This window comes from Paenibacillus sp. W4I10 (assembly GCF_030816325.1).
Classification (GTDB): domain Bacteria; phylum Bacillota; class Bacilli; order Paenibacillales; family Paenibacillaceae; genus Paenibacillus; species Paenibacillus amylolyticus_B.
The window spans coordinates 4,825,986-4,850,082 of the sequence record NZ_JAUSXX010000001.1 but is presented as its reverse complement, the minus strand read 5'-3'; the positions used below and the strand labels follow the sequence as shown (position 1 = coordinate 4,850,082).

The 24,097-nt window shown below is 50.2% G+C and carries 17 protein-coding genes, 17 tRNA genes and 2 rRNA genes; 32 read left to right on the top strand and 4 right to left on the bottom strand.

Going from position 1 to position 24,097, the window contains the following annotated elements:
- Nucleotides 1–26: 26 nt before the first annotated feature.
- From QF049_RS21800 to QF049_RS21710, 19 genes are all read left to right on the top strand, one after another.
- Nucleotides 27–2,954 (top strand): 23S ribosomal RNA (locus QF049_RS21800).
- 73 nt (nt 2,955–3,027) lie between these two features.
- A 5S ribosomal RNA gene (gene rrf / locus QF049_RS21795) occupies nt 3,028–3,144 on the top strand.
- Between the two features lie 59 nt (nt 3,145–3,203).
- Nucleotides 3,204–3,277 (top strand) — tRNA-Ile (locus QF049_RS21790).
- A gap of 33 nt (nt 3,278–3,310) precedes the next feature.
- A tRNA-Ala gene (locus QF049_RS21785) sits at nt 3,311–3,386 on the top strand.
- Nucleotide 3,387: 1 nt separating this feature from the next.
- Nucleotides 3,388–3,463: transfer RNA gene (locus QF049_RS21780), tRNA-Asn, on the top strand.
- A 3-nt stretch (nt 3,464–3,466) separates the two neighbouring features.
- A tRNA-Ser gene (locus QF049_RS21775) sits at nt 3,467–3,558 on the top strand.
- A gap of 17 nt (nt 3,559–3,575) precedes the next feature.
- Nucleotides 3,576–3,647 (top strand) — tRNA-Glu (locus QF049_RS21770).
- Between the two features lie 6 nt (nt 3,648–3,653).
- Nucleotides 3,654–3,729, top strand: a tRNA-Val gene (locus QF049_RS21765).
- A gap of 17 nt (nt 3,730–3,746) precedes the next feature.
- A tRNA-Met gene (locus tag QF049_RS21760) sits at nt 3,747–3,820 on the top strand.
- 26 nt (nt 3,821–3,846) lie between these two features.
- Nucleotides 3,847–3,924: transfer RNA gene (locus QF049_RS21755), tRNA-Asp, on the top strand.
- 23 nt (nt 3,925–3,947) lie between these two features.
- A tRNA-Thr gene (locus QF049_RS21750) sits at nt 3,948–4,023 on the top strand.
- A gap of 97 nt (nt 4,024–4,120) precedes the next feature.
- Nucleotides 4,121–4,196, top strand: a tRNA-His gene (locus tag QF049_RS21745).
- Nucleotides 4,197–4,207: 11 nt separating this feature from the next.
- Nucleotides 4,208–4,282: transfer RNA gene (locus QF049_RS21740), tRNA-Gln, on the top strand.
- Between the two features lie 9 nt (nt 4,283–4,291).
- Nucleotides 4,292–4,367: transfer RNA gene (locus tag QF049_RS21735), tRNA-Lys, on the top strand.
- Between the two features lie 9 nt (nt 4,368–4,376).
- Nucleotides 4,377–4,464 (top strand) — tRNA-Leu (locus QF049_RS21730).
- 8 nt (nt 4,465–4,472) lie between these two features.
- Nucleotides 4,473–4,547, top strand: a tRNA-Gly gene (locus tag QF049_RS21725).
- 6 nt (nt 4,548–4,553) lie between these two features.
- Nucleotides 4,554–4,630, top strand: a tRNA-Arg gene (locus QF049_RS21720).
- Nucleotides 4,631–4,646: 16 nt separating this feature from the next.
- Nucleotides 4,647–4,720, top strand: a tRNA-Pro gene (locus QF049_RS21715).
- 13 nt (nt 4,721–4,733) lie between these two features.
- A tRNA-Gly gene (locus QF049_RS21710) sits at nt 4,734–4,804 on the top strand.
- A gap of 272 nt (nt 4,805–5,076) precedes the next feature.
- Here QF049_RS21710 and QF049_RS21705 read toward each other — a convergent pair.
- The gene (locus QF049_RS21705) at nt 5,077–5,937 is read right to left on the bottom strand and encodes a hypothetical protein (RefSeq protein WP_307540547.1); all 861 of its coding nucleotides are present in this window, start codon (nt 5,935–5,937) and stop codon (nt 5,077–5,079) included.
- A gap of 128 nt (nt 5,938–6,065) precedes the next feature.
- Nucleotides 6,066–6,992, bottom strand: coding sequence for a LysR family transcriptional regulator (locus QF049_RS21700; protein WP_307540545.1), 927 nt, complete (start codon nt 6,990–6,992; stop codon nt 6,066–6,068).
- Between the two features lie 356 nt (nt 6,993–7,348).
- Between QF049_RS21700 and QF049_RS21695 the strand changes: the two genes are divergently transcribed.
- The 7 genes from QF049_RS21695 (at nt 7,349) to QF049_RS21665 (ending at nt 15,356) form a co-directional block, all read left to right on the top strand.
- On the top strand, nt 7,349–8,365 hold the full coding sequence (locus tag QF049_RS21695) for an ABC transporter ATP-binding protein (RefSeq protein ID WP_307540543.1): 1,017 nt from the start codon (nt 7,349–7,351) through the stop codon (nt 8,363–8,365).
- Between the two features lie 72 nt (nt 8,366–8,437).
- Entirely contained in the window at nt 8,438–9,511 is a 1,074-nt protein-coding gene (locus QF049_RS21690; RefSeq protein WP_307540540.1) for an ABC transporter substrate-binding protein, read from the top strand.
- Nucleotides 9,512–9,640: 129 nt separating this feature from the next.
- Nucleotides 9,641–11,311 (top strand): ABC transporter permease, encoded by a 1,671-nt coding sequence (locus tag QF049_RS21685; RefSeq protein WP_307540539.1) that lies wholly within the window; start codon nt 9,641–9,643, stop codon nt 11,309–11,311.
- Nucleotides 11,308–12,936, top strand: a complete 1,629-nt coding sequence (locus QF049_RS21680; RefSeq protein WP_307540537.1) for an MBL fold metallo-hydrolase — start codon at nt 11,308–11,310, stop codon at nt 12,934–12,936. Before QF049_RS21685 ends, QF049_RS21680 begins: the two co-directional genes overlap by 4 nt.
- A 224-nt stretch (nt 12,937–13,160) precedes the next feature.
- Nucleotides 13,161–14,066, top strand: coding sequence for an anhydro-N-acetylmuramic acid kinase (locus QF049_RS21675; protein ID WP_307540535.1), 906 nt, complete (start codon nt 13,161–13,163; stop codon nt 14,064–14,066).
- Nucleotides 14,032–14,391 (top strand): anhydro-N-acetylmuramic acid kinase, encoded by a 360-nt coding sequence (locus tag QF049_RS21670; RefSeq protein ID WP_307543374.1) that lies wholly within the window; start codon nt 14,032–14,034, stop codon nt 14,389–14,391. The genes QF049_RS21675 and QF049_RS21670 overlap by 35 nt, the downstream gene beginning before the upstream one ends.
- A gap of 125 nt (nt 14,392–14,516) precedes the next feature.
- Nucleotides 14,517–15,356 carry a MurR/RpiR family transcriptional regulator gene (locus tag QF049_RS21665; RefSeq protein WP_036616797.1) on the top strand — a complete coding sequence of 280 codons (840 nt, stop codon included), beginning with the start codon at nt 14,517–14,519 and terminating at the stop codon, nt 15,354–15,356.
- 146 nt (nt 15,357–15,502) lie between these two features.
- Here QF049_RS21665 and murQ read toward each other — a convergent pair whose 3' ends face one another.
- Nucleotides 15,503–16,408 carry an N-acetylmuramic acid 6-phosphate etherase gene (gene murQ, locus QF049_RS21660; protein ID WP_307540533.1) on the bottom strand — a complete coding sequence of 302 codons (906 nt, stop codon included), beginning with the start codon at nt 16,406–16,408 and terminating at the stop codon, nt 15,503–15,505.
- 22 nt (nt 16,409–16,430) lie between these two features.
- A complete protein-coding gene (locus tag QF049_RS21655; RefSeq protein WP_307543371.1) occupies nt 16,431–17,387 on the bottom strand; it encodes an N-acetylglucosamine kinase in 957 nt (318 codons plus the stop codon).
- A 363-nt stretch (nt 17,388–17,750) separates the two neighbouring features.
- Here QF049_RS21655 and QF049_RS21650 point away from each other — a divergent pair, with 363 nt between their 5' ends.
- Genes QF049_RS21650 through QF049_RS21625 form a run of 6 tightly spaced genes read left to right on the top strand, consistent with a single transcriptional unit; the run spans nt 17,751 to nt 24,067 of the window.
- The gene (locus QF049_RS21650) at nt 17,751–19,103 is read left to right on the top strand and encodes an ABC transporter substrate-binding protein (RefSeq protein WP_307540529.1); all 1,353 of its coding nucleotides are present in this window, start codon (nt 17,751–17,753) and stop codon (nt 19,101–19,103) included.
- Between the two features lie 54 nt (nt 19,104–19,157).
- The gene (locus QF049_RS21645) at nt 19,158–20,081 is read left to right on the top strand and encodes a carbohydrate ABC transporter permease (RefSeq protein WP_307540527.1); all 924 of its coding nucleotides are present in this window, start codon (nt 19,158–19,160) and stop codon (nt 20,079–20,081) included.
- A 38-nt stretch (nt 20,082–20,119) separates the two neighbouring features.
- On the top strand, nt 20,120–20,953 hold the full coding sequence (locus QF049_RS21640; RefSeq protein ID WP_307540525.1) for a carbohydrate ABC transporter permease: 834 nt from the start codon (nt 20,120–20,122) through the stop codon (nt 20,951–20,953).
- A 49-nt stretch (nt 20,954–21,002) separates the two neighbouring features.
- Nucleotides 21,003–22,112, top strand: coding sequence for an ABC transporter ATP-binding protein (locus QF049_RS21635; RefSeq protein WP_307540523.1), 1,110 nt, complete (start codon nt 21,003–21,005; stop codon nt 22,110–22,112).
- Between the two features lie 48 nt (nt 22,113–22,160).
- A complete protein-coding gene (locus tag QF049_RS21630) occupies nt 22,161–22,871 on the top strand; it encodes a hypothetical protein (protein WP_307540521.1) in 711 nt (236 codons plus the stop codon).
- The gene (locus QF049_RS21625; RefSeq protein WP_307540519.1) at nt 22,871–24,067 is read left to right on the top strand and encodes an exo-beta-N-acetylmuramidase NamZ family protein; all 1,197 of its coding nucleotides are present in this window, start codon (nt 22,871–22,873) and stop codon (nt 24,065–24,067) included. The genes QF049_RS21630 and QF049_RS21625 overlap by 1 nt, the downstream gene beginning before the upstream one ends.
- Nucleotides 24,068–24,097 lie beyond the last annotated feature (30 nt).

Sequence of the window (24,097 nt, the reverse complement as noted above, 5' to 3'; positions counted from 1 at the left end):
AGCGAGCAGTCGAAACCGGAGCACGAGGTTAAGCTACTAAGAGCACACGGAGGATGCCTAGGCGCTAGGAGCCGATGAAGGACGTGGCGAACAACGAAACTGCCTCGGGGAGCTGTAAGCAAGCTTTGATCCGGGGGTGTCCGAATGGGGAAACCCAGCTGGGGTAATTTCCAGTTACTCACAACTGAATACATAGGTTGTGTAGAGGCATACCAGGGGAACTGAAACATCTAAGTACCCTGAGGAAGAGAAAACAATAGTGATTCCGTCAGTAGCGGCGAGCGAACGCGGAGAAGCCCAAACCAGAGAGCTTGCTCTTTGGGGTTGTGGGACGTCTCACATGGAGTTACAAAGGAACCGGTTAAGCGAAGAGGTCTGGAAAGGCCCGCCAAAGAAGGTAAAAGCCCTGTAATTGAAAGTTGGTTCCCTCCGAGACGGATCCCGAGTAGTGCGGGGCACGTGAAACCCCGTATGAATCCGGCAGGACCATCTGCCAAGGCTAAATACTTCCTAGCGACCGATAGTGAAGCAGTACCGTGAGGGAAAGGTGAAAAGCACCCCGGAAGGGGAGTGAAATAGAACCTGAAACCGTGTGCTTACAAAAAGTCAGAGCCCGTTTTAGGGGTGATGGCGTGCCTTTTGTAGAATGAACCGGCGAGTTACGTTCCCGTGCAAGGTTAAGGTGAAGAGCCGGAGCCGCAGCGAAAGCGAGTCTGAATAGGGCGACTTAGTACGTGGACGTAGACCCGAAACCGGGTGATCTACCCCTGTCCAGGGTGAAGGTGCGGTAACACGCACTGGAGGCCCGAACCCACGCATGTTGAAAAATGCGGGGATGAGGTGGGGGTAGCGGAGAAATTCCAATCGAACTCGGAGATAGCTGGTTCTCCCCGAAATAGCTTTAGGGCTAGCCTCGGAAAACAGAGTCGTGGAGGTAGAGCACTGATTGGGTGCGGGGCCCGCAAGGGTTACCAAGCTCAGTCAAACTCCGAATGCCATAGACTTACTTCCGGGAGTCAGACAGTGAGTGCTAAGATCCATTGTCAAAAGGGAAACAGCCCAGACCATCAGCTAAGGTCCCCAAGTGTGTGTTAAGTGGGAAAGGATGTGGAGTTGCACAGACAACCAGGATGTTGGCTTAGAAGCAGCCACCATTGAAAGAGTGCGTAATAGCTCACTGGTCGAGTGACTCTGCGCCGAAAATGTAACGGGGCTAAACACACCACCGAAGCTATGGCTTGATGCTTTGCATCAGGGGTAGGGGAGCGTTGTATAAGGGTTGAAGGTGTACCGTAAGGAGCGCTGGACATTATACAAGTGAGAATGCCGGTATGAGTAACGAAAAGATCAGTGAGAATCTGATCCGCCGAAAGCCTAAGGGTTCCTGAGGAAGGCTCGTCCGCTCAGGGTAAGTCGGGACCTAAGGCGAGGCCGAAAGGCGTAGTCGAAGGACAACAGGTCGAAATTCCTGTACCACCGTAAGCCGTTATGAGCAATGGGGGGACGCAGTAGGGTAGTGACGCGGACTGATGGATGTCCGTCTAAGCAGTGAGGCTGATGTGTAGGCAAATCCGCACATTGTAAGGCTGAGCTGTGATGGGGAGCGAAAATTATAGTAGCGAAGGTCATGATCTCACACTGCCAAGAAAAGCCTCTAGCCAGGTGATGGTGCCCGTACCGCAAACCGACACAGGTAGGCGAGAAGAGTATTCTAAGGCGCGCGGAAGAACTCTCGTTAAGGAACTCGGCAAAATGACCCCGTAACTTCGGGAGAAGGGGTGCCCCGGTAGTGTGAATAGCACGAGGGGGCCGCAGTGAAAAGGCCCAAGCGACTGTTTAGCAAAAACACAGGTCTGTGCGAAGCCGTAAGGCGAAGTATACGGGCTGACGCCTGCCCGGTGCTGGAAGGTTAAGGGGAGTGGTTAGGGAGTAATCCCGAAGCTGTGAACCGAAGCCCCAGTAAACGGCGGCCGTAACTATAACGGTCCTAAGGTAGCGAAATTCCTTGTCAGGTAAATTCTGACCCGCACGAATGGCGTAACGACTTGGGCGCTGTCTCAACGAGAGATCCGGTGAAATTTTAATACCTGTGAAGATGCAGGTTACCCGCGACAAGACGGAAAGACCCCATGGAGCTTTACTGCAGCTTGATATTGAATTTGGGTACGATCTGTACAGGATAGGTGGGAGCCTTTGAAGCAGGAGCGCCAGCTTCTGTGGAGGCAACGTTGGGATACCACCCTGATCGTATCTAGGTTCTAACCTGGTACCGTAATCCGGTGCGGGGACAGTGTCAGGTGGGCAGTTTGACTGGGGCGGTCGCCTCCTAAAGAGTAACGGAGGCGCCCAAAGGTTCCCTCAGAATGGTTGGAAATCATTCGAAGAGTGCAAAGGCATAAGGGAGCTTGACTGCGAGACCTACAAGTCGAGCAGGGACGAAAGTCGGGCTTAGTGATCCGGTGGTACCGCATGGAAGGGCCATCGCTCAACGGATAAAAGCTACCCTGGGGATAACAGGCTTATCTCCCCCAAGAGTCCACATCGACGGGGAGGTTTGGCACCTCGATGTCGGCTCATCGCATCCTGGGGCTGAAGTAGGTCCCAAGGGTTGGGCTGTTCGCCCATTAAAGCGGTACGCGAGCTGGGTTCAGAACGTCGTGAGACAGTTCGGTCCCTATCTGTCGTGGGCGTAGGAAATTTGAGAGGAGCTGTCCTTAGTACGAGAGGACCGGGATGGACGTACCGCTGGTGTACCAGTTGTTCCGCCAGGAGCACCGCTGGGTAGCTATGTACGGACGGGATAAACGCTGAAAGCATCTAAGCGTGAAGCCCCCCTCAAGATGAGATTTCCCAGTATGTAAGACCCCTTGAAGACGACGAGGTAGATAGGCTGGGGGTGGAAGTGCAGCAATGCATGGAGCTGACCAGTACTAATCGGTCGAGGGCTTATCCAATAGCAAGTTGTAATTCGCGTGTTTCGTTTCGAATCTAGTTTTCAGAGAACGATCTCTGAATGTAAGCTACGCGTTTGGTGGCGATGGCGGAGGGGTTCCACACGTACCCATCCCGAACACGACCGTTAAGCCCTCTAGCGCCGATGGTACTTGGACCGCAGGGTCCTGGGAGAGTAGGACGCCGCCAAGCGATTTCCCTTTGGGGTATTTTTTTTGCCCCCCTTGCCAAGGAATAAGGGATATATATTAGGGCCCTTAGCTCAGTTGGTTAGAGCGCACCTCTGATAAGGGTGAGGCCGGTGGTTCGAGTCCACCAGGGCCCATAGCAAGACCACAACAAGAAATACACAGTGTATGGGGCCATAGCTCAGCTGGGAGAGCGCCTGCCTTGCAAGCAGGAGGTCAGCGGTTCGATCCCGCTTGGCTCCACCATTCCCTGATAGCTCAGTTGGTAGAGCACTCGACTGTTAATCGAGTTGTCACAGGTTCGAGCCCTGTTCGGGGAGCCATATGGAGAGGTGTCCGAGCTGGCCGAAGGAGCACGATTGGAAATCGTGTAGGCGTCACAAGCGTCTCGAGGGTTCGAATCCCTCTCTCTCCGCCAGATAATTTTTTTAGCAAGGCCCGTTGGTCAAGGGGTTAAGACACCTCCCTTTCACGGAGGTAACAGGGGTTCGAATCCCCTACGGGTCATAATATGGAGGCTTAGCTCAGCTGGGAGAGCATCTGCCTTACAAGCAGAGGGTCGGGGGTTCGATCCCCTCAGCCTCCACCATAATACTTCTATAACGACGCGGGGTGGAGCAGCCCGGTAGCTCGTCGGGCTCATAACCCGAAGGCCGCAGGTTCAAATCCTGCCCCCGCAATTATACTTTCCTTGAGAAAGTGATCTGGAACCGTGGTGTAGTTGGCCTAACATGCCTGCCTGTCACGCAGGAGATCGCGGGTTCGAATCCCGTCGGTTCCGCCATTTTTAATTAAATTATACACCGTGCCGGTGTAGCTCAACTGGTAGAGCAACTGACTTGTAATCAGTAGGTTGGGGGTTCAAGTCCTCTCGCCGGCACCATTTTTAGTATTTACATCTGAATTTGTGATAGAATGTATATTATAGATGCAGTTGTTAATACTAAGATACTCTTAGTGGATGAATGGCTTACTCTATGGCGATCGTGGCGAAGTGGTTAACGCACCGGTTTGTGGATCCGGCATTCGGGGGTTCAATTCCCCTCGATCGCCCCATGATTTTTTAATGGGGATTAGCCAAGCGGTAAGGCAACGGACTTTGACTCCGTCATGCATAGGTTCAAATCCTATATCCCCAGCCATTTCATTACGAGTCATTAGCTCAGTTGGTAGAGCACCTGACTTTTAATCAGGGTGTCGAAGGTTCGAGCCCTTCATGACTCACCATTATATTTTGCGGTCGTGGCGGAATTGGCAGACGCGCACGGTTCAGGTCCGTGTGGGCTAACCCCCCGTGGAGGTTCGAGTCCTCTCGACCGCACCATATGTTTTGCGGAAGTGGCTCAGCGGTAGAGCATCGCCTTGCCAAGGCGAGGGTCGCGGGTTCGATTCCCGTCTTCCGCTCCAATATTTGCGACCTTAGCTCAGCTGGATAGAGCGTTTGACTACGAATCAAAAGGCCGGGAGTTCGAATCTCTCAGGGCGCGCCATTATTTTCATAAGTATCGGGATGTAGCTCAGCTTGGTAGAGCACCTGGTTTGGGACCAGGGGGTCGCATGTTCAAATCGTGTCATCCCGATTTTTTTTATTTTGCGGGTGTAGTTCAATGGTAGAACTTTAGCCTTCCAAGCTAATAGCGTGGGTTCGATTCCCATCACCCGCTTCCGAGTAACATACAGAAGAGCCTTTGCTTATAGCAAGGGCTTTTTTTGTTTTCACCTATAAGAAGAGGTGATTTTCTGAAAATCAGAGTTTAATGTGAGTAGACAACTCGAGATGAACAGATGAAGTAGATAAGCAAAAATCTCAACTGTTGATAAACGTAGAATTACTTAATTAACTGATTTTAATTCGTTCTCTACGCAAAAAAAGACAGGCTCCTCTCCTACGATGTACGCAGGAAGAGGGGCTTGTCTTTTTTATTAAAGCTTGCGATTAATATCTTTCCAGAATGGTCTGTGTTTTCAAGCCATCGGCAGGAATCAGCCAGTTGTTGTTCTCCAGCAATTGCAGCAGTTGGGTACGGAGTCCGGATACGGCTACAGCATCATCGTTTTTGAAAGAGACCTCTACGACATTCTCAATACCTGTACCTGCTGCGTCACGGATTGGCCATACTTCGAGTGTAAGTTCTTGTCCATTCCATGTACCTTCATATCGTTGGAATGTGATCGGACCATATGCACGGGATTGAGTCAGTTGCTGCTTGCCCCAGTTGGAGGAAGTCCAGTTTTTCAATTTGCCCGGAAGCTTGTCCAGTAACATGTTCAAGGCTTCTTGCTCCGAAGGAAGCTGAACACCTGTTGCCTTGGTATCGACTTTTTTGGTGTTGGAGAAGCTCAAGGTTTGTTTGCCATATCCCCAATCGATTTCAGCCTCGTAATTATCATCCGATTGATCAAATCCCTCTTGGTTAGCCAGGGTCAGCGCACCGTTGATGTCGCCATTGATTACAGGGTAGCGCTTTTTATAAGTCAATTCGTAGTTATTCTTGTCATCCTTTTTGCGAAAACGAACGTTCCATCCTTGTTGATCCAATCCGAGAGCATTGGTGTCAAAGTACTCTACGTTAATGTTTCTTGGCGTGGAACTCAGGCCGAGTGTCTGAATCACTTCACTGCGTGGTGTCCCATCTGTATTCAATACAAGTTCCGGCTTGGCCAGAAACTTTACTTCATAAGCAGGAACGGCATTGGCAGCAGCTGAAGCCTGGGGTGCTCCCAGAAATGTCATTCCACTTCCCAATGTTACGATGCTCAGCATCAATGAGGCGGTTACCTTTTTCCACTTTTTCAAAACCAATCACTCTCCTAATCTGGATTAACGTACAGATCCCACTTTATCGCCCGAGTATCTGAAAGCGATTAACGGGGAGCGCACATTGCGTTAACCCTGCATAGATTTGATGAATGGCAAACGATAGTTTATAGCGGATCAGGGCAATCAGCCATAGAAAGGGGGAAGCCTTGACTCACCTCTCGCAGCACTTCTTTGAAGCGGTTTACCTGAACTGAAGGGTGGCGGTCCTTATTATGTACCGTATAGATATGGCGCGGCGCTTGCTCTCCGGGAATGGGAAGAACCTGAATGAGCCCCTGCTGTTCCTCCCACTGTACCGCCATCCGAGACATGAATGAGACATGCCCCCCGATTAACACGAGCTGTTTGATCGCTTCCAGGGAATCCATCTCCACGGTGCTCCTCAAACGAATGTCATGTTGCGCAAGCCATTGATTGGTTAACCGACGAGTACTGGATTCATTGCCATGTAAGGCAAAAGGAATCTGCGCGATATGATCGGGTGTTAATGCATCCTTCTGGGCCAACCCATGCTGCGGAGAACAGATCAATACCAAGTCATCTTCACATAACGTCTCAGCTTGCAGGGCGGGTCCAACAAATGGCTCGGAAGAGATCACCCCCAGATCAATCTGATGCCGAATCAGCATCTCGCGAATAACAGGTGATGGTTTGACGGATAGGACGATACGTATGCCCGGGAATTCCTGCGAAAAGGTGTTGAGTATGGTGGGCAACAGATATGTAGCCGGTACATAGCTTGCCCCAATGTGCAGAGTGCCCCGATATAGACTGTCATATTCCTTTACAACCCGTCGTGCTTCCTGGGTCAAGGCATTGATTTTGACGGAATAGTGGAGCAGGGCTTGTCCTGCCTCGGTTAGAAACGTCTTTCCACTGCGCGATTCGAATAATCGCACACCCATCTCTTCCTCCAACGACTTCATATGAAATGTAACAGTGGGTTGCTTGATCCCCAGTAACTCGGCCACGCTTGTCATGTGATGATGCTTGTCGATCAGCTCAACAATTTGCAATTTGATCAGATTCAATGTCCCAGCACTCCTCTCACTTCTACTATATAAATCGAACTAAAGATTATTTACACAGACACTACGATGACAGAACAACCTTCCAATCGCTGTTATCCCCAGATTTTTTGATTCCCTTTCTCAAGGGAAAATCCGGTGATAAAGGCGAACGCTCCGCTTTTTCAGGTTTTTTCTGTCCTCTCCGTTATCGTGCAAATGATTAGTTCACCTACTATAGATTTAATCTATGAACATCAACAGAATTCATCTAAAAAGTTAATTCCAATTTTACATACAAGACATACAACTCGCGAAAGCGGACGTTAGACTGAAAACAGTGCAAGAGATCAAGTAACAGAAGACAGGCAGGGATGCTTATGAAATTAGAGATAACTGGAATTCAAAAATCATTTAATCAAACACCCGCACTGCTGCCGACAGATCTAACGCTTGAACATGGAAAGTTCACGACACTGCTCGGCCCGTCGGGCTGTGGCAAAACAACACTGCTCCGCATGTTGGCCGGGCTGGAACAGCCGGACGCGGGGGAGATTCGTGCAGATGGTCAGTGTATCTACTCTGCGGCGAAGCGGATTGATATACCGACACACAAGCGTAATCTGGGCATGGTGTTTCAGGATTTTGCATTATGGCCGCATATGACCGTATACGAAAATGTAGCGTTTGGCCTGAAGGCCGGAAAACAGAAATCCGATCTACGGCAAAAGGTGAACGAAACACTTGGCATGGTCCGCCTGCAAGGCATGGAAGATCGATATCCTCATCAGCTGTCTGGTGGACAGCAGCAACGGGTTGCTTTTGCCAGAGCCGTAGCGGTCAGACCTGGTGTGATCCTGTTCGATGAGCCACTAAGTGCACTGGATGCTGTACTTCGGGAAGAGATGCGGATTGAGATGATGTCGCTGGTTCGGGACATGGGACTGACTGCGCTGTACGTCACACATGATCAGATTGAAGCGATGTCGATGTCGGATGAGATTGTGGTGATGCAGAAGGGACGGATATTGCAAAAGGGAAGCCCGGAAACGATCTACTCGGCGCCAAGTGATCCGTATGTTGCTTCGTTTATCGGAAAGTCCAACTGGCTCACACCTAATCAATCGATGGTGCGTCCAGAGCATGTCACCTGGAACAAAACAGGTCATGACGATCTGTGTTATCCGGGGACGGTACTTAGTGTCAGCTATGTAGGTGAACGTTATGAAGTACGAGTGCAGATGGAAGGGCTGGGCATATGGACAGCCTATATGAACCAAAGAGTGCGCGTAGGGGAGCGGGTGCAGCTCTATGTAACCCCTGAACGGATATGCCGAATGGACGGTTATGACCACCCGAGTATGAAGCAGAACGAAGCGATCGCAGTGGCATATTAAATTGTTGAACGAGCACGCAGTTGGAAGCAGGAGTACACATTTTTTATAAGAAACCAGGGGAGATGGACGAATATGTTGGGTATGAAAATACGGAAAAAGAGCGCAATGCTGTTATTAACAGCGGTAATGAGTATCAGTTTGTTCGGATGTAGTACAGGGAACTCAACCACAGGCAACGCGGCACAACCCGCCGGTGAAGGAAACACAGCAGCGGCGGCGGAAACAACGAAACCGGCTGGTGGCAAGCTTGTCTTGTACAGTGCTGGTCCACAGAAGCTGGCGGATAACATCGTGAGCGGATTTACAGACAAAACAGGGATCGAAGTTGAGATGTTCCAGGGAACGACAGGCAAAATTCTGGCTCGTATGGAAGCTGAGAAATCCAATCCGGTTGCAGACGTTGTGATTCTGGCTTCCTTGCCTTCAGCACAGGCTTTGAAAGCAGACGGACTGACCATGCCTTACCCCGAAGCAGCCAATGCAGACAAGCTGAACAAGGATTGGTCGGATGCAGAGGGCAACTATTTCAGCAGTAGTGCTTCCGCACTGGGTATTGTGTATAACACCAAACTGGTATCTACACCACCAACAAGTTGGGCAGAGCTGGCTACACCCGCGTGGAAAGATGCAGTGAACATTCCCGACCCTACATTATCAGGTTCAGCACTCGACTTCATCACAGGCTACCTAAGCGCGAACGGTGAAAAAGGTTGGGATCTGCTGAGTGCCTATAAAGCCAATGGTGTAGCGATGGCAGGTGCCAATCAGGAGGCACTTGATCCGGTCATTACGGGTGCCAAAAGCATCGTAGCAGCAGGTGTGGACTACATGGCGTATTCCTCCAAGGCAAAAGGCGAACCACTGGATATCGTATATCCTGAGGAAGGAACGGTAATAAGCCCAAGACCGGCAGCGATTCTGAAATCCAGTCCAAATGTAGAGAATGCTAAAGCGTTCATTGACTATCTATTGTCCGATGAAGCACAGAAGCTTGTTGCAGATGCTTATCTGATCCCAGGCCGCGAAGACATTGAAGCGACTAACCGTGCCAATGTGAAGGATATCCCACAACTTAAAGTGGATTGGAACTGGATGAGCGAACATGGCGAAGAGACAGCAGCGCGTTTTTCCGAGACGTTTAAATAAGTACTTTTGCATAAATCCAAAAAGCGTCTTTCAATAAGCAAGGTATAGATCGAAATACTTCTACTCGTCTAAATCATACCTGCTGTCTGTGGAAAGTCATGTGAGGTGAACGTAGTGAAACCTGTTGTTATGGACAACAACCGTATTTTTCGGAGAGTGGGCGTGATTCTGGCCCTCTTTCTGCTGACCATAAGTATTGGCGTGCCGCTCTTGCTGATCTTCTGGCAAAGTGTGTATCCGGATGGACAATGGGACTGGATGGCTCCGATTCGCACGATTACGGGTCATCATCTATCCGGTGTGCTGCTGAATTCCGTCTGGCTTGGCATCTGCGTTGTAGCGGTAACCACGCTGCTGGCGCTGCCGCTGGCTTGGATGATGGCGAAGACTCGGATGGGCGAGCATCGCTGGGTCGATGTAATCCTGATGATTCCGTTCATGACCCCGCCGTATATCGGATCGATGGGCTGGATTCTGTTTATGCAAAAAGGGGGATATCTCCAGCAGTGGGTGCCCTCATCTGCGGGCTGGAGTGAGCTGTTCTTCAGCTTCTGGGGCATGGTGCTCATCATGAGCTTGCACCTGTTCCCATTCCTGTATCTGCTGCTTCGAGATGCATTGATCCGCATCGGTGGCAATCTGGAAGAAGCGGGAGCCGTGCACGGTGCACGTGCAGGATACCGTTTTAGACGTATTATTTTACCCCTGTTGTTGTCGTCTTACGGCATGGGGATCATGCTGGTCTTTGTCAAAACGATTGCGGAATTCGGAACACCGGCAACCTTCGGGCGCAAGATTGGCTATTATGTCATGACCTCCGAGATCCATAAGTACATCTCCAGTTGGCCGATTGACTTCGGCAAGGCGACTTCACTGGCATCGGTGCTGTTGTCCGTCTGTCTGGTGATGTGGTATATGCAGTCTGCCATGAGCCGGAAGTTCACGTATCGTCTGGTTGGTGGCAAAGGGCAACGTTCGAAGCGATATTCTCTTCGCGGCGGAGCAGGATGGTTGTGTGGGGCGTATCTTGCGATTCTGTTGATCCTGTCGGTAGGTATCCCGTATTTCTCCATCATTGCGGCTTCGACCATGAAGCTACGGGGATCAGGAATTGCTTTTGATAATCTGACCTTGGATCATTACAAGGAGCTGTTATCTTGGGGATCAGTGAGTATGAAAGCCATCGGGAACAGTCTGGGATTATCCCTCGCGGCTTCAACCGTTGCTGTTATTATCGGTACGGGGTTTGCGCTCGCGATCGGCAGATCATCTTCATTCATGCAGCGTGTGATTGACTTGTTCAGTCTGTTGCCTAATACGGTGCCGGGTATCGTGATGGTGGTAGGTCTGATTCTCTTCTGGAACTCACCCTGGATGCCAGTCACGTTGTATAACACCTACGGCATGGTTGTGCTCACGTACGTTGTTCTCTTCTTGCCTTACACCGTGCAGTATGTAAAATCGAGCTTTACCCAGATTGACGGAACATTGTTCCAGGCGGGTCAAGTGTTTGGCGGAAAGCCGCTGTATATTCTGCGGCGAATCCTGATCCCATTGATTCTGCCCGGCATGCTGGCGGGCTGGATGATGACCTTTACGATTGCAACAAGGGAACTGGTGGGTTCGTTGTTGATTCTTCCGCCGTCCATGCAGACGTCGGCTACGTATATTTTTGCCCAATTTGAACAAGGTCAGGTATCCCTCGGGATGGCGATGGCCGTTGTAACTGTAGGTATGACAGTGCTGATGCTGCTGGGGATCGAAATGCTGAATTCAAAGAGAAAGTGGAATGCATCATGATCAAACTGAACGTATGGGGCGGTGCAGGGGAACATGGACGTTCCGCCTATCTCCTGAGCGGGAGCTGGTTTCGCCTTTTGCTGGATTGTGGTGTGAAAAAAGAAGGCGCAGGCCAGTATCCGCTGATTGACCCGGAGATTGTCCCGCAACTGGACGCGGTCCTCTTGTCTCACGCCCATGAGGATCATTCGGTCGCCATCCCACTGCTGTATAAGATGGGCTACCAGGGTGAAGTGTGGACGACAAGGGAGACGAGGGAGCAGCTGGGTACGTATTTTCGGGCATGGCGCAGCAACATGGAACGAGCAGGACATGTAATACCATATGACAAAGCTGACGAGCAGCGTATTCGATACAGGTTCCTGGAGAACGAAGCAGAGCGAGGCCATTGGTTTGAAATTATACCTGGGGTAGCGGCAGTCTGGGGGCGTAGCGGGCATCTCGCGGGTTCGGTCTGGTTTGGTCTGGAGATGGAGGGCAAGCGAGTTCTGTACTCCGGCGATTATACGTCCGAGTCCATGCTTCTACAGGATGACGATGTGGCCGACGGATTTCGGCGAGCAGACCTGAATCGCCATAGCCGCGTATGGGCTGTTCCTGTCCCAATTCAAAGCCTTCAGGATATGTCCATCGCACCCAATGTAAAAACGGATGTGAACAGCGAACAGGTCAGCGAGTTGGTAATGGACCAAGCTATGGGACGGGCGCTGGTTGATCAATCAGCATATGCTCAGACCCTTGCTGCTACAGGATCTACCGGATCAGAGACAGCACCAAGCTCATCTGCAGTGACACACAGCAACATCCTTACCGAGCAAATGCACATGAGAGAAAGTATAGAAGCCTTGGTATCCATGTCTAACTCATCCCAGGTTAAGCTTGATCTGGCGATCGTGGATGCTGCCTATGGTACGGACCAGGATACGCAGGCCGATAAACTGCACCAACTGGAGAGCGCTATCAGTAGTGTGATTGCTCGGGGGGGCAGAGTATTATTACCCATGCCTGCGGTAGGCCGCGGCCAGGAGATGATCCTATGGGCACAGCAATGTTTTCAGAACATTCCTATTATAGTGGAACAGAAACTGGTGGATGGGATGACTCAGTTACATCGTGCTCCCTATTGGCTCAGGAAGGGAGAGCGGACTCGGGGAGGTTTGCCTGCGGACAGCATCGATCATTTTCTGAGCGGAGAAGGTTGGGCAAAGACATCTACTGAGGAAGAGCGTCTGCAGTTGCTGGAACAACATCATGCTTCCCTATGGTTTGTACCGGACGGCATGATGCAGTCCTCACTTGCACGTTGGTACTATGAGAGATGGGCATCTGATGAAAAAAATCTGATTCTGCTCACCGGGCATGTTGCCGCCGGAACTTTTGCCGATGAGTTATTGAAAAATCCAGAAGAGTATGGCGAATGTGAAGTTAGGAAATTGCGTTACAAAGTTCATCAGGGTTGGAGGGATGTCGAGCAGATGTTGGGCCGGATCTCTGCACGTCATACGGTCCTTGTGCATACTGACCTTGTGGAGACGGAACGGTTGAGACAAGGTTTGCTTGATGAAGGTTCATCTGCGGAAGCTGATATCTATGCGTTGTCTCCAGGAGATGAGTTATCCTTTTAAAAGAAAGAATGAACAGGTTTTCGCTGAGGGCGAGAGCCTGTTTTGGCGTACCGTTCTTGCCTTCATATCGGAAAGAGTAGGAAAAGATACAAAGAGAGTTGTTAACCTTTATCTGATGTAATTTAATTTTACATAAAGTTTGACTTGTAAAATTTTATATCATATACTGGGTAAAATGTTGGCAGATGACGTGATCATCGGGTCTTGCAGGAGGTTGGAAGTGGATGGATACAGGCAGCTATCCGATGTGGGAGAAGTATCGTTTGAAGCAGGAGCATCTGGTCATCGGACTAATGTCAGGGACGTCTCTGGACGGAACAGATGCAGCGCTGGTGCGTATTCAAACCGATATGAGCGGGGCATTACAGCAGATCGAGCTGGTTGATTTCGTATGTGTGCCGTATTCGAATGGATTGAGAGACGTACTGATCCGGTTATGTTCACCAGGGACAGCTCGTGTCGACGAGCTGACAGCCGCGCATTTTGGTGTATCGGAGTGGTATGCGCATAGCGTTATGGAACTGATGCAGTCTGCCGGTATCTCAACGCAGCAGGTGGATATGATTAGCATGCATGGGCAGACGGTATGGCATGCTCCTGTAGCATCTGCATTTCCAGGGCCAACGGGAGCAAGTATTGATGTGGTATCGACATTGCAGATCGGTGAATGTGCTGTCGTTCGAGAACGGACAGGACTGCCAGTGATTGGCAACCTGCGAGCAAGGGATATGGCCGCTGGTGGGGAAGGTGCCCCGCTTACGCCTTATGCGGATGCTCTGATGTTCCGCAACCCGACGGAAGGGCGGCTGGTGCAGAATATCGGCGGCATTGGCAATGTGACGGTGCTACCATCCGAGTCATCTACCGAAGGTATTTCGGCTTTTGATACGGGACCGGGCAATATGGTGATGGATGCCATTGTGCGGCAGGCAACGGATGGGCGGCAGAATTATGATCCGAGTGGAAGCATTGCCGCACAGGGAAAGGTCAATCAGGGTCTGGTAGACCTGTGTTTGGAGGATGAATATTTCAAAAGACTTCCGCCGAAAAAGTACCGGGCGAGAAGTATATGGAGCCGCGTATGCAGTGAGACTGATGGAGATGGCCTCAGAGCGTTCCTTATCCCTTGAAGATACGCTGGCTACTGCCACCTGTCTGACCGCGGAGACCATCGTGCGTGCAGTGAAGGATTTTATCTTGCCCAAGGTGCAAATATCAGCCATGCTCGCGTGCGGTGGTGGCACTTCCAATGCCACGCTGATGGAGATGATCCGTCAGAGACTTCCGAAAGATATCCGTTTGGAACGAACAGCAGATTATGGTATACCCGATGATGCTCGGGAAGCCATTGGATTTGCTCTACTTGGCCATGAGGCACTCATGGGAAGAACCAATACACTTCCGGCAGTAACCGGCGCGAAACACGCAGTAATCTCGGGCAATCTCACACTCTAGTGAGGCCTGACTTTAATTGGAGTTCAGTTATGGAAGGGCGAGGAATTCGATTAGACGCGAGTGGAATTATACGATAAAATGCTTGTACATGAATGCAGTACGGAAAGGAGGAGCGAATGGAAGGCATGAAAGGTGGACTTGTGCGTTTACGCGCATTAATGGATGACTTAACTCCGTCCGAACGGAAGATCGGAGCTTATATTCTCGATCACCCGCAAGAAACTGTTCAATCCTCGGTGGCCCAGTTGTCTGAACGGAGTGGAGGCAGCCCAGCTGCCATTATCCGTCTCTGCAAATCACTGGGTGTAACGGGTTTTCAGGAGCTGAAGCTGAAGATTGCCGGAGATTTGCAGACGAGTGAGCCATATCAATATACGGAGATTCGTCCCCAGGACTCCATGGAGAGCATTATTCAGCATGTGTCCGCAAATAATATTCAGTCGGTGAAGGATACGGTTCATATTCTGGACCCACGTCTGGTGGAAAAAGCCGTGGACGTGCTTCATCAGGCAAACCGGATCTTTTTCTATGGAGTAGGGGCCTCCAACCTGATTGCGCTGGATGCACATTACAAGTTCATGCGAATCAATCGCACAAGCTTTTCGTTCGCCGATCCGCATATGCAGATTTCGTCCGCAACGACGCTTCGTGAGGATGATGCGGTGGTATGTATCTCGTATTCAGGGGAGACTTCGAACGTAATCTCCTGTCTCAAGCATGCTCATGATGGTGGTGCAGCGACAATCAGCATTACCAAGTGGGGCAGCAATACACTCAGTAGTATGGCGGATGTGCCCCTGATGATTACTTCTACCGAAAGCGATATTCGGAGCGGAGCAACTTCATCACGGATTGCACAGTTGAACGTGATCGATATCCTGTATCTGGCGATTGCCAGTCGGGATTACAACCAGTCGGTGGAATATTTGGAGAAGAGCCGACAGGCTATACTGGAGCACAAGTGAAGCAGAACCATATGAATCCCTTTCTGTTTATGCAGGAGGGGATTTTTTGACGGATGATATCCGCTTTAGAATAAAAAAATAAAAAAAAGAGCCCAAACCAATGTCGGACTCCTCTCTTTCAACCTCTAAAAATCCCCCTGTATGTCTCAGGAAGGCCCCGCAATGGCGCTGCGGACAAATCCATCAGCCAGATCAAGCCTGTGCTGGGCTTCTGTTGCGTCCACGCCTGCCATCAGCATGACGATTGCCGTTTTTACATGACCATCTGCACCGGTAAAAGCCTCTTCAATATCCGCTTCATTTGCTCCGGTTGCCAGATGTATCATGCGTTTGGCCCGATGGACAAGCTTCTCGTTCGAAGGGTTCAGATCAACCATGAAATTACGGTAAACCTTGCCCAGACGAATCATGGCGGTAGTCGTGAGCATGTTCAGAATCATTTTCTGGGCGCTGCCTGCCTTCATACGTGTTGAACCCATGACAACCTCTGGGCCGACAACAGCCTCAATGCTCACATCAGCCAACAGGGTCATCGGCGTGCCTGCATTATTACTCAGGCTGATCACCGTAGCCCCGATCTCCTTGGCGTGTCTCATCGCACCCAGCACATACGGCGTTCGTCCACTGGCTGCAATGCCAACCACAACATCGTTTTTGTCTAAGCCATGTTCATCAAGGTCCGCAGCTCCCAACTCCTCACTATCTTCAGCACCTTCAACAGGGTCCTTCACTGCCCGGAATCCCCCTGCAATAATACCCTGCACCATGGATGGCGGGGTTCCGTAGGTAGGCGGGCATTCCGAAGCGTCAAGTATTCCTAATCGTCCACTGGTACCTGCGCCTACATAAAAAAGCCTGCCGCCAGACTGAAACGCCTCCAAGATCCGATCCGCAGCTTGAGCAATGACCGGAATGAGGGGCTGAATGAGCTCCGCAATTCGTTGATCTTCCTTATTAATGAGCTCCATAATTTCTGCCGAAGGCAATTCATCTATATGATCCGTTAGTGGATTGGGTTGTTCTGTTATTAGTGAATTCAGCATGTGATTCATCCGTATGGCCTCCTTCTCTCTTTTAAAATGATTCATTCAGGGAACAGCGTTTTCTTGCCAGTTGTGCTGCGCCAACCGCTGGAGCGGGGGCATCTTCACGATATACAAAGTCCAACTCTCCATAATATCCCGATAACTTCTGGATAAATGTATTTCGGAAAAGTGCAGCATATCGAAACAGTGATCCGGACAGGACAACCGGAGTGGATGCAAATTCGGGATGACGGGCAATCAGCGCTTTGGCGGTATCCGCCAATTGTGAGGCTTCGTCGATGATCAGTGCCCGGGCGGCCTCATCTCCGAGTTCAGCTGCTTCCATAGCTAGGCGGGCGATGGATGCGGTCTCGGTTTTGCCCCAATCCGTCTGATACACTCGTGCCTTTAGCTCCGATATATCCCGAAGGCTCAGTTTCTTTAGAAGAAGCGGGGTTAAACAGGTTGGAGGAAGAACACCGTCATAACTTTGCATAACCACTTGGAGTGCACGCTGCCCAATACGATAGCCGCTCCCCTCATCTCCGAGCAGGTGACCCCAGCCTCCTGCACGGTATCGCTCGCCTTCCCGCGTAAATCCGTACACGATGGACCCTGTTCCAGAGATGCATAATACACCGTGCGTATGTCCGAGAGAGGCCATCAGAGCAATCTCTCCTTCGGATACAACCCAGACTGGGCAACCTTCTGATGCTTGTCGATTACGACTCTTCATATAGTTATTTACTGCTTCGGCTATAAGTTGCCGTTCTTGGATCGTATCTACACCTGACATACCAAGGCATATACCCTCACAATTTGTCGATAAATCACTTATTAGATTAAATAGCTGTTCCAGCACTCGTTGCAGTTCGGAAATGGCCTGTTCAGTTGATACGCTGTGAGGATTTGTGGGACCGCCGCTGAGTCGGGCGAGAATTTCACCAGATTCAGAAATGATTGCTGCATCAGTATTGGTACCGCCTCCATCTATGCCTCCATACACTCGCAAAGTGGCTCACCTCGCTTGCTTGGGTTTTCTTTTTACATAGTATAGTTGCATGAAAAGAAAAAGTAAAATTAAATTTTATAATAAAAAATAATGTTGAATTTTTATTTTACAACTCATATAATGAATTCAATCTACAATTTTGGAAGGAATTAATACTGTTAATGTCAATTAAGTTGACGTTAATATTGCATTTAAGAGATTGAGCCTGCGACTGGCAGGCTCAATCTCCAGGGGAGGTGCTTTTCCTTACTGCCGCGTGTATAGGTGGATGGCGTTTGAAGGCCGAATGATCACAAAAGGGGTAGCATGGTTAGGCAATGAAGGAAACGGATGATGACATGCAAAGGAGATGAAGGGATGAAAAAGAAGGGTCTGGTATGGACGATGTTGTTGATGATGGTCTTGGTTACTGCCTGTGGGAATAGCGGGGGTGCTGCTTCAGATGACCCAAATGCTGACGATACGGTAACGGTATGGACCTATCCTGTACATGGCACATATGAAGATGAACTGAAGGATCTAATCTCTGATTTCAATAAAGAACACCCGAACATTACCGTGAAGACGGAAATGCTCTCCTGGGCGGAAGGGCCCAAAAAATTCGATGTCGCTCTGAACGCGGGCAATCCGCCGGATCTTTACTTTCATAGTGTAGACGGCACATATGTGAATACAGGATTGGCACTTGAGCTGGACAGCTACCTGACACCTGAGATCAAGGATGACTATCTGCCAGGTACGCTTGAATTAGGTCAGATCCAAGGGAAACAGTACGGACTGCCATTGTATCAATTCCAATGGGCGTGGGGTGGCAACAAACGTATTCTAGAGGAAGCGGGCATTGACTGGAAATCCATTCAACAAAACGGCTGGACCTGGTCCGAATTCAACGCTGCCGCAGCCAAGCTGACCAAACCGCTGGATGGCGGGGCTAAACAATATGCACTGGTTACCGACGGAACCTCGCTTGATTTCATTGAAATGCTGTCCCGAAACAACGGAATGATTGACGTTCTCGATAAAGCTGGCACGTTCCAGTGGAATGATGGGCGCATTCTGGATACTCTCTCTTTTATCAAAAACCTGATGGATCAAGGCTATATGCCAAAAGAAACGGCTGCGCTTGCTCCAGCCAAACGGACGGATATGTTCTATGCGGGTGAAACAGCGATCATCTCCAAAGCGATTCCTTATTATGATGTAATGATTCAGAACCGCAACAAGGATATTGATGATGGCAAAGTACAGGGGGAGAAAATTGATTTTGTCCTGCTACCTGTACCGCATAATGATGATCAACCTGCGGCAACAACGATGGGCGGCGAAGGGTATGTAGCCTTCAAACAGAAGAAAGACAAAGGCGAGCAGCATGCCAAAAATACGTTCCTGGTGATGGAAGCGCTCAGTGGTGCCAAAGCAGGGAACTCCGCCAATGAATTGGCTCTCCCTTTCGTAAGACAATCCCAGGTGGATCTGTTTAAAGGAAAAGAACTTGGTCAAGCGGATAATCTGGCTGCTGCGAAAGTCATGGCAGAGGATATTGCGATGCCGGTTGTACTGGAACTGGATATCGACAAAGCATCTCAGCAGAAACAATTCAAGGAACAGGTTGTGAAGCCTAACATTCAGGCGCTGTTCTCGGGTGAGAAAACACCGGAGCAGATCGCAGAAGACTTCAAGAGCAAAGGCCAGCAGATGTTTGGACAATAACTCGGACAATCAAACATAACGTAAACCACACTGATTAGGAGAGGAGGATTCGCCATGCAGACCGCCCTTGCGCCAAAACCGTCAGTGCCCCGGACTTCCCGGGTTGCCCGGTTTTGGCGAGACTACGGGTGGGCGTATTTGTTTATTTTGGCGCCTGTCCTGCTGTTTCTCATTTTCACACTGTACCCCGTTCTGACGGCTCTTGTGATGAGCTTCCAGAAATACAACATTATGAATTCGACGTGGGTTGGATTGGATAACTACGAGCGACTGGTGAAAGATGAGACGTTCTGGAAGTCGATTAAAAATACACTCATCTTTACCGTAGGCACAGTCCCGGTCAATATTCTCATTACATTTGTACTGTCCTATTTCATCTATCAAATGAAAAGCAAATGGCAGACATTTTTCAAAGCTACCATGTATCTGCCTGCGGTAGCCTCCGGGGTGACCATCTCCATTGTATGGCTGGCGATCTTTGACCCGACGGATTCAGGACTGCTCAACCGTTTCCTCGGTCTGTTCGGCCTTGACCCGGTAATCTGGCTGGGCCAGTCGGGAACGGCACTCTTTTCCCTCATTCTGATGAACTGGCTTGGATCGCACGGAGCAGGCATTATTCTCTATCTGGCAGCTATGGGCGGTATTCCGAAATCGCTGTACGAAGCGGCGGATATTGATCATGCCAGCGGCTGGACCCAGTTCAGCAAGATTACATGGCCGCTGCTCAAACCAACGACGCTGTATCTGCTCGTTACAGGTGTGATTACATCCTTCCAGGTGTTTATCTCGGTATATTTGATGACACAAGGTGGACCAAACTTTGCGACAACTACAATTGCCTATCTGATCTACGAGACGGCATTCAAGTTCTATGAATTCGGATTGGCTTCGGCACAGTCGTTCGTATTGGCGATTATCATCATTGTCATTTCCGTCATACAGTTCAAATATTTCTCCAGCGATATTGAGTATTAGATGTAGTTGCATTAAGCATCCGGGGGTGAATGAAATCCATGAAATCAACACAGAAAAAGATCCTGCTTGTTGTTGCATCCATTCTGCTGGTGGTCTGGGCGCTGGTGACGGTCATTCCGATGTATTGGATGCTCGTCGGTTCGGTGCAGGATAGTGCGATGTCGGCTTCGTTTAAACCACAGATGATTCCGGAGCAGTTGTCGTTATCACCATATGAGCGCTTTTTTGCCAAAACTGATGCCTGGCGCTGGTTATACAATTCGCTGCTCATCTCGATTATTCTGACAGTCACGAATGTATTCTTCGCCTCCCTGGCGGGATATGCGTTCGCCAAACTAAAGTTTCCGGGGAGTCGGGCGGTGTTCTGGACGTTGCTGGGGACCATGATGATTCCGGCACAGGTGACGCTGATTCCTTTGTACATTCTGATGGTCAGCGTGTTTGACCTGGGAGATACGTATACGGCCATTATCCTGCCTGCTGCCGTTAGTGTGGGCAACATTTTCTTGATGAAACAGTTCATGTCTACGCTGCCCACATCGCTAATACATGCGGCACGTATCGATGCATGCAGTGAGTTCGGCATCTTCTGGAAAGTCATTCTGCCGATGGCAAAGCCGGGAATCGCGGTGCTGGCGATATTCACGTTTGTGGCTTCGTGGAATGAATTCTTCTGGCCGTTCCTCATTACCAATTCCAACGAGATGCGTACCATTCAGGTGGGGCTGGCCTCGTTTGTATTTGCTGAATCAACGGACTTCGGCGCAATGATGGCAGGGGCAACAATAGGTGCGCTGCCCATGATCATTCTGTTTTTCTCACTGCAACGTTATTTCCTACAGGGTATTACGATTGGTGCGGTAAAAGGTTAAGTTGAACTGTTAGTTCAGGACAAGTGACAACGTAAAGGGGGATCTACCTATGGCACGCGTGGAGTTTCGCCAAGTGCGCAAAGAATTCAAAGACGATCATAAAGGAACGTTCACGGCTGTAGCCGGCTCGGACTTTGTTATAGAAGATAAGGAATTCGTGGTTTTTGTGGGTCCTTCGGGCTGTGGCAAGACGACGTCACTGCGGATGATTGCGGGACTGGAAAAACAGACGAGTGGCGATATTGTCATTGGGGAACGGGTCGTGAACGACCTGCATCCGAAGGATCGGGATATCGCGATGGTGTTTCAGGACTATGCACTCTATCCGCATATGACCATCCGTGAAAATCTATCCTTTGGCCTGAAAAATCTGAAAAAGCCAAAGTCTTATATTAATGAACAGGTGCAGAATGCGGCCTCCATTCTGGGACTGGAAGCGATGCTGGAACGCAAACCACGCGAGCTGTCTGGTGGTCAGCGCCAGCGTGTGGCAGTAGGACGGGCGATCGTCCGTGATCCGCAGGTGTTTTTATTCGACGAACCACTGTCCAATCTGGATGCCAAGTTGCGGGTACAGATGCGGGTGGAGTTGGGAGAACTGCATAAACGTCTTGGTGCCACGATTGTGTATGTGACGCATGATCAGGTGGAGGCCATGACACTTGGGGAACGCATCGTGGTCATGAATCATGGAGATATCCAGCAGGTGGCTTCACCGAAAGAACTGTATGCGAGTCCGCGGAATATGTTTGTTGCTGGATTTATTGGTTCCCCGGCGATGAACTTCATTGATGCGCGGATTGAAGGCACGCAGGTTGTCATCGAGGGAGCATCATTCACTTTGCCAGCAGATGTGCTCGCACGTCTGCAAAGTCATCAAGGGAAGCCGGTGATTATGGGTCTGCGTCCAGAGCATATTTTTGGTGACGATGTCGCTCCGAATATCCCGACAGACCATATGCTGCAGGCGCGAGTTCAGGTTGTAGAACATCTGGGCTCCGAGAATCTGGTGTATTTCCATTCCGGTGCCCGTACCGTTACGGCCAAGGTTCACCCGGAAACACATGCTTATGTAGGTATGGACAAAAATTTTGTGCTGGACCTGCGTAAGGCACACTTTTTCGATCCAGAGACGGAGCTTGCGATTGGACGGGAGTAAGAGACGAAGCGGGGCGAAGAAGGAACTGTGGGAAAGGGGAGAATAAAAATGCGTAAACTGAGTGAAGTGTTGGTCAAGTCGGGCGCAGAAATCTATCGGGATATTATTCCGGTGGCCTTGTACAGTGTCGTTAGCTCCATCGTATTGGTTCCCATTCTGATGTTTGCTCCGTTGCCGATCGCGGTGCTGCTTCTGGCCTTGATATATATGCCCATCCTGTTCGGTGTTTGTTATGCCGTGCATCACAGATTGGAACGTAAGGAACGGCGCAATGGACTTAAGGATATCTGGGTCGGAACATTGAAGGGAATAATCCCGGGAGGATCGGTGGGTGTGCTTTTCGCGGTGCTTGGCTTCATTCTATGGTCAACTTGGTGGTATTACGGTGGACAGGGTGGAATTACAGGTACAGCAGTGGGTGCATTCCAGACGTTCTTTGTCTTCATGGCGCTGATGTCACAGTTCTATACTTGGCAGCTTGTTTTACAAAAGAACATGGGCATCCTTCGGGCGATGGGGGAAAGTGTAAAGCTGTTCTTCCGTCACCCGGGGTATACGATGGGCGCTTGTTTTCAGGCCATGTGCCTGACTGCTCTGCTGATGCTGACTGTCGTTGGTTTCGGAGCGCTGTTTGGAGGTATGTTTGCCATCTATCAACATAAGGTGGCTCTCAATGTGCTGGAGCCTGAAGAGGAACCTGTCGTAACAGGCGGTAATGATCACCAGTATACAGGGTGGATCAGCCAGGGGAATGTGTAATGGGTCGGTTGAATGGAAGCGAGCAGATTCCGGCTGTAAAAACGGGAGTTGACCTTCTGTCGAGAGGGTTATCGCATCCATGGTTAACAGGTGCTCGAATCGGTCTAATTACGAATCCGACTGGAATTACAGCGGATTTTGTATCGACCATAGATGTGTGCGCGGGACTGGCTAATGCCGAGCTTACAGCGCTCTATGCCTGTGAGCACGGACTGGATGGAGAACTTCAGGCGGGTGTCAGATTCGGAGACATGCTTCATCCACGTCTGGACATTCCGGTGTTCAGCCTGTATGGGGATTACAAGAAACCTACGCCTGCAATGCTGGCTGGAGTGGATACGGTGCTGTTCGACATTCAGGATGTGGGTATCCGCTATTACACGTATGCCTCAACCTTGTTCCATATGATGGATGTCTGTGCTGGAGCAGGCAAACGTATGCTGAATCTGGACCGTCCCAATCTGCTGGGTGGAAACGTTGTGGAAGGCGGTGTGCTGAACGCGGGATATGAATCACTCGTTGGCGCTTGGCGTGTACCTGTACGTACCGGATTGACGGTAGGTGAACTCGCCCTGATGGTCAACAGCGAGATGGATGTACCTTGCGAATTGGACGTGGTTGCGATGGAAGGTTGGCAGCGTTCCATGAGGTTCACGGATTGTCAGCTTCCCTGGATGTTGCCCTCCCCCAATATGCCTACGCTGGATAGCGTGCAGGTATATGCGGGCACATGCCTGTTCGAAGGCACTAATGTATCGGAGGGCAGGGGCACGACCCGCCCATTCGAGTGGATTGGGGCACCCTGGGTTGAGGGTGAGCGTTTGGCGGAACGATTTCGGGAATACAAGCTGGAAGGTGTGCATGTGCATCCGGTGTACATGTCGCCAACATTCTCCAAACATGCAGGTGAGCTGTGTGGGGGCGTAAGGATCTTTGTAACGGACAGTAGGAAATTCCGGGCGGTAGAGACGGGGCTAGTGCTATTGCATGAACTGGTTTCACTCTATCCGGAGCAATTCTGCTGGCTGGAGCCACCAGAGCCGGGTTCGAGGTACTTTATCGACCTGCTGGCAGGGGGGAAGGCAGTTAGGGAAACCATTCATGACCGTGCGGAATTCATTCGTTTAATGGATGCGTGGAATGTACAGGCAGCGGAATGGAAGGAGCGGCGAAAGCCGTTTTTGTTATATGAATGAACGGATGTTTGTTAGCGGAGGGAGGCATGA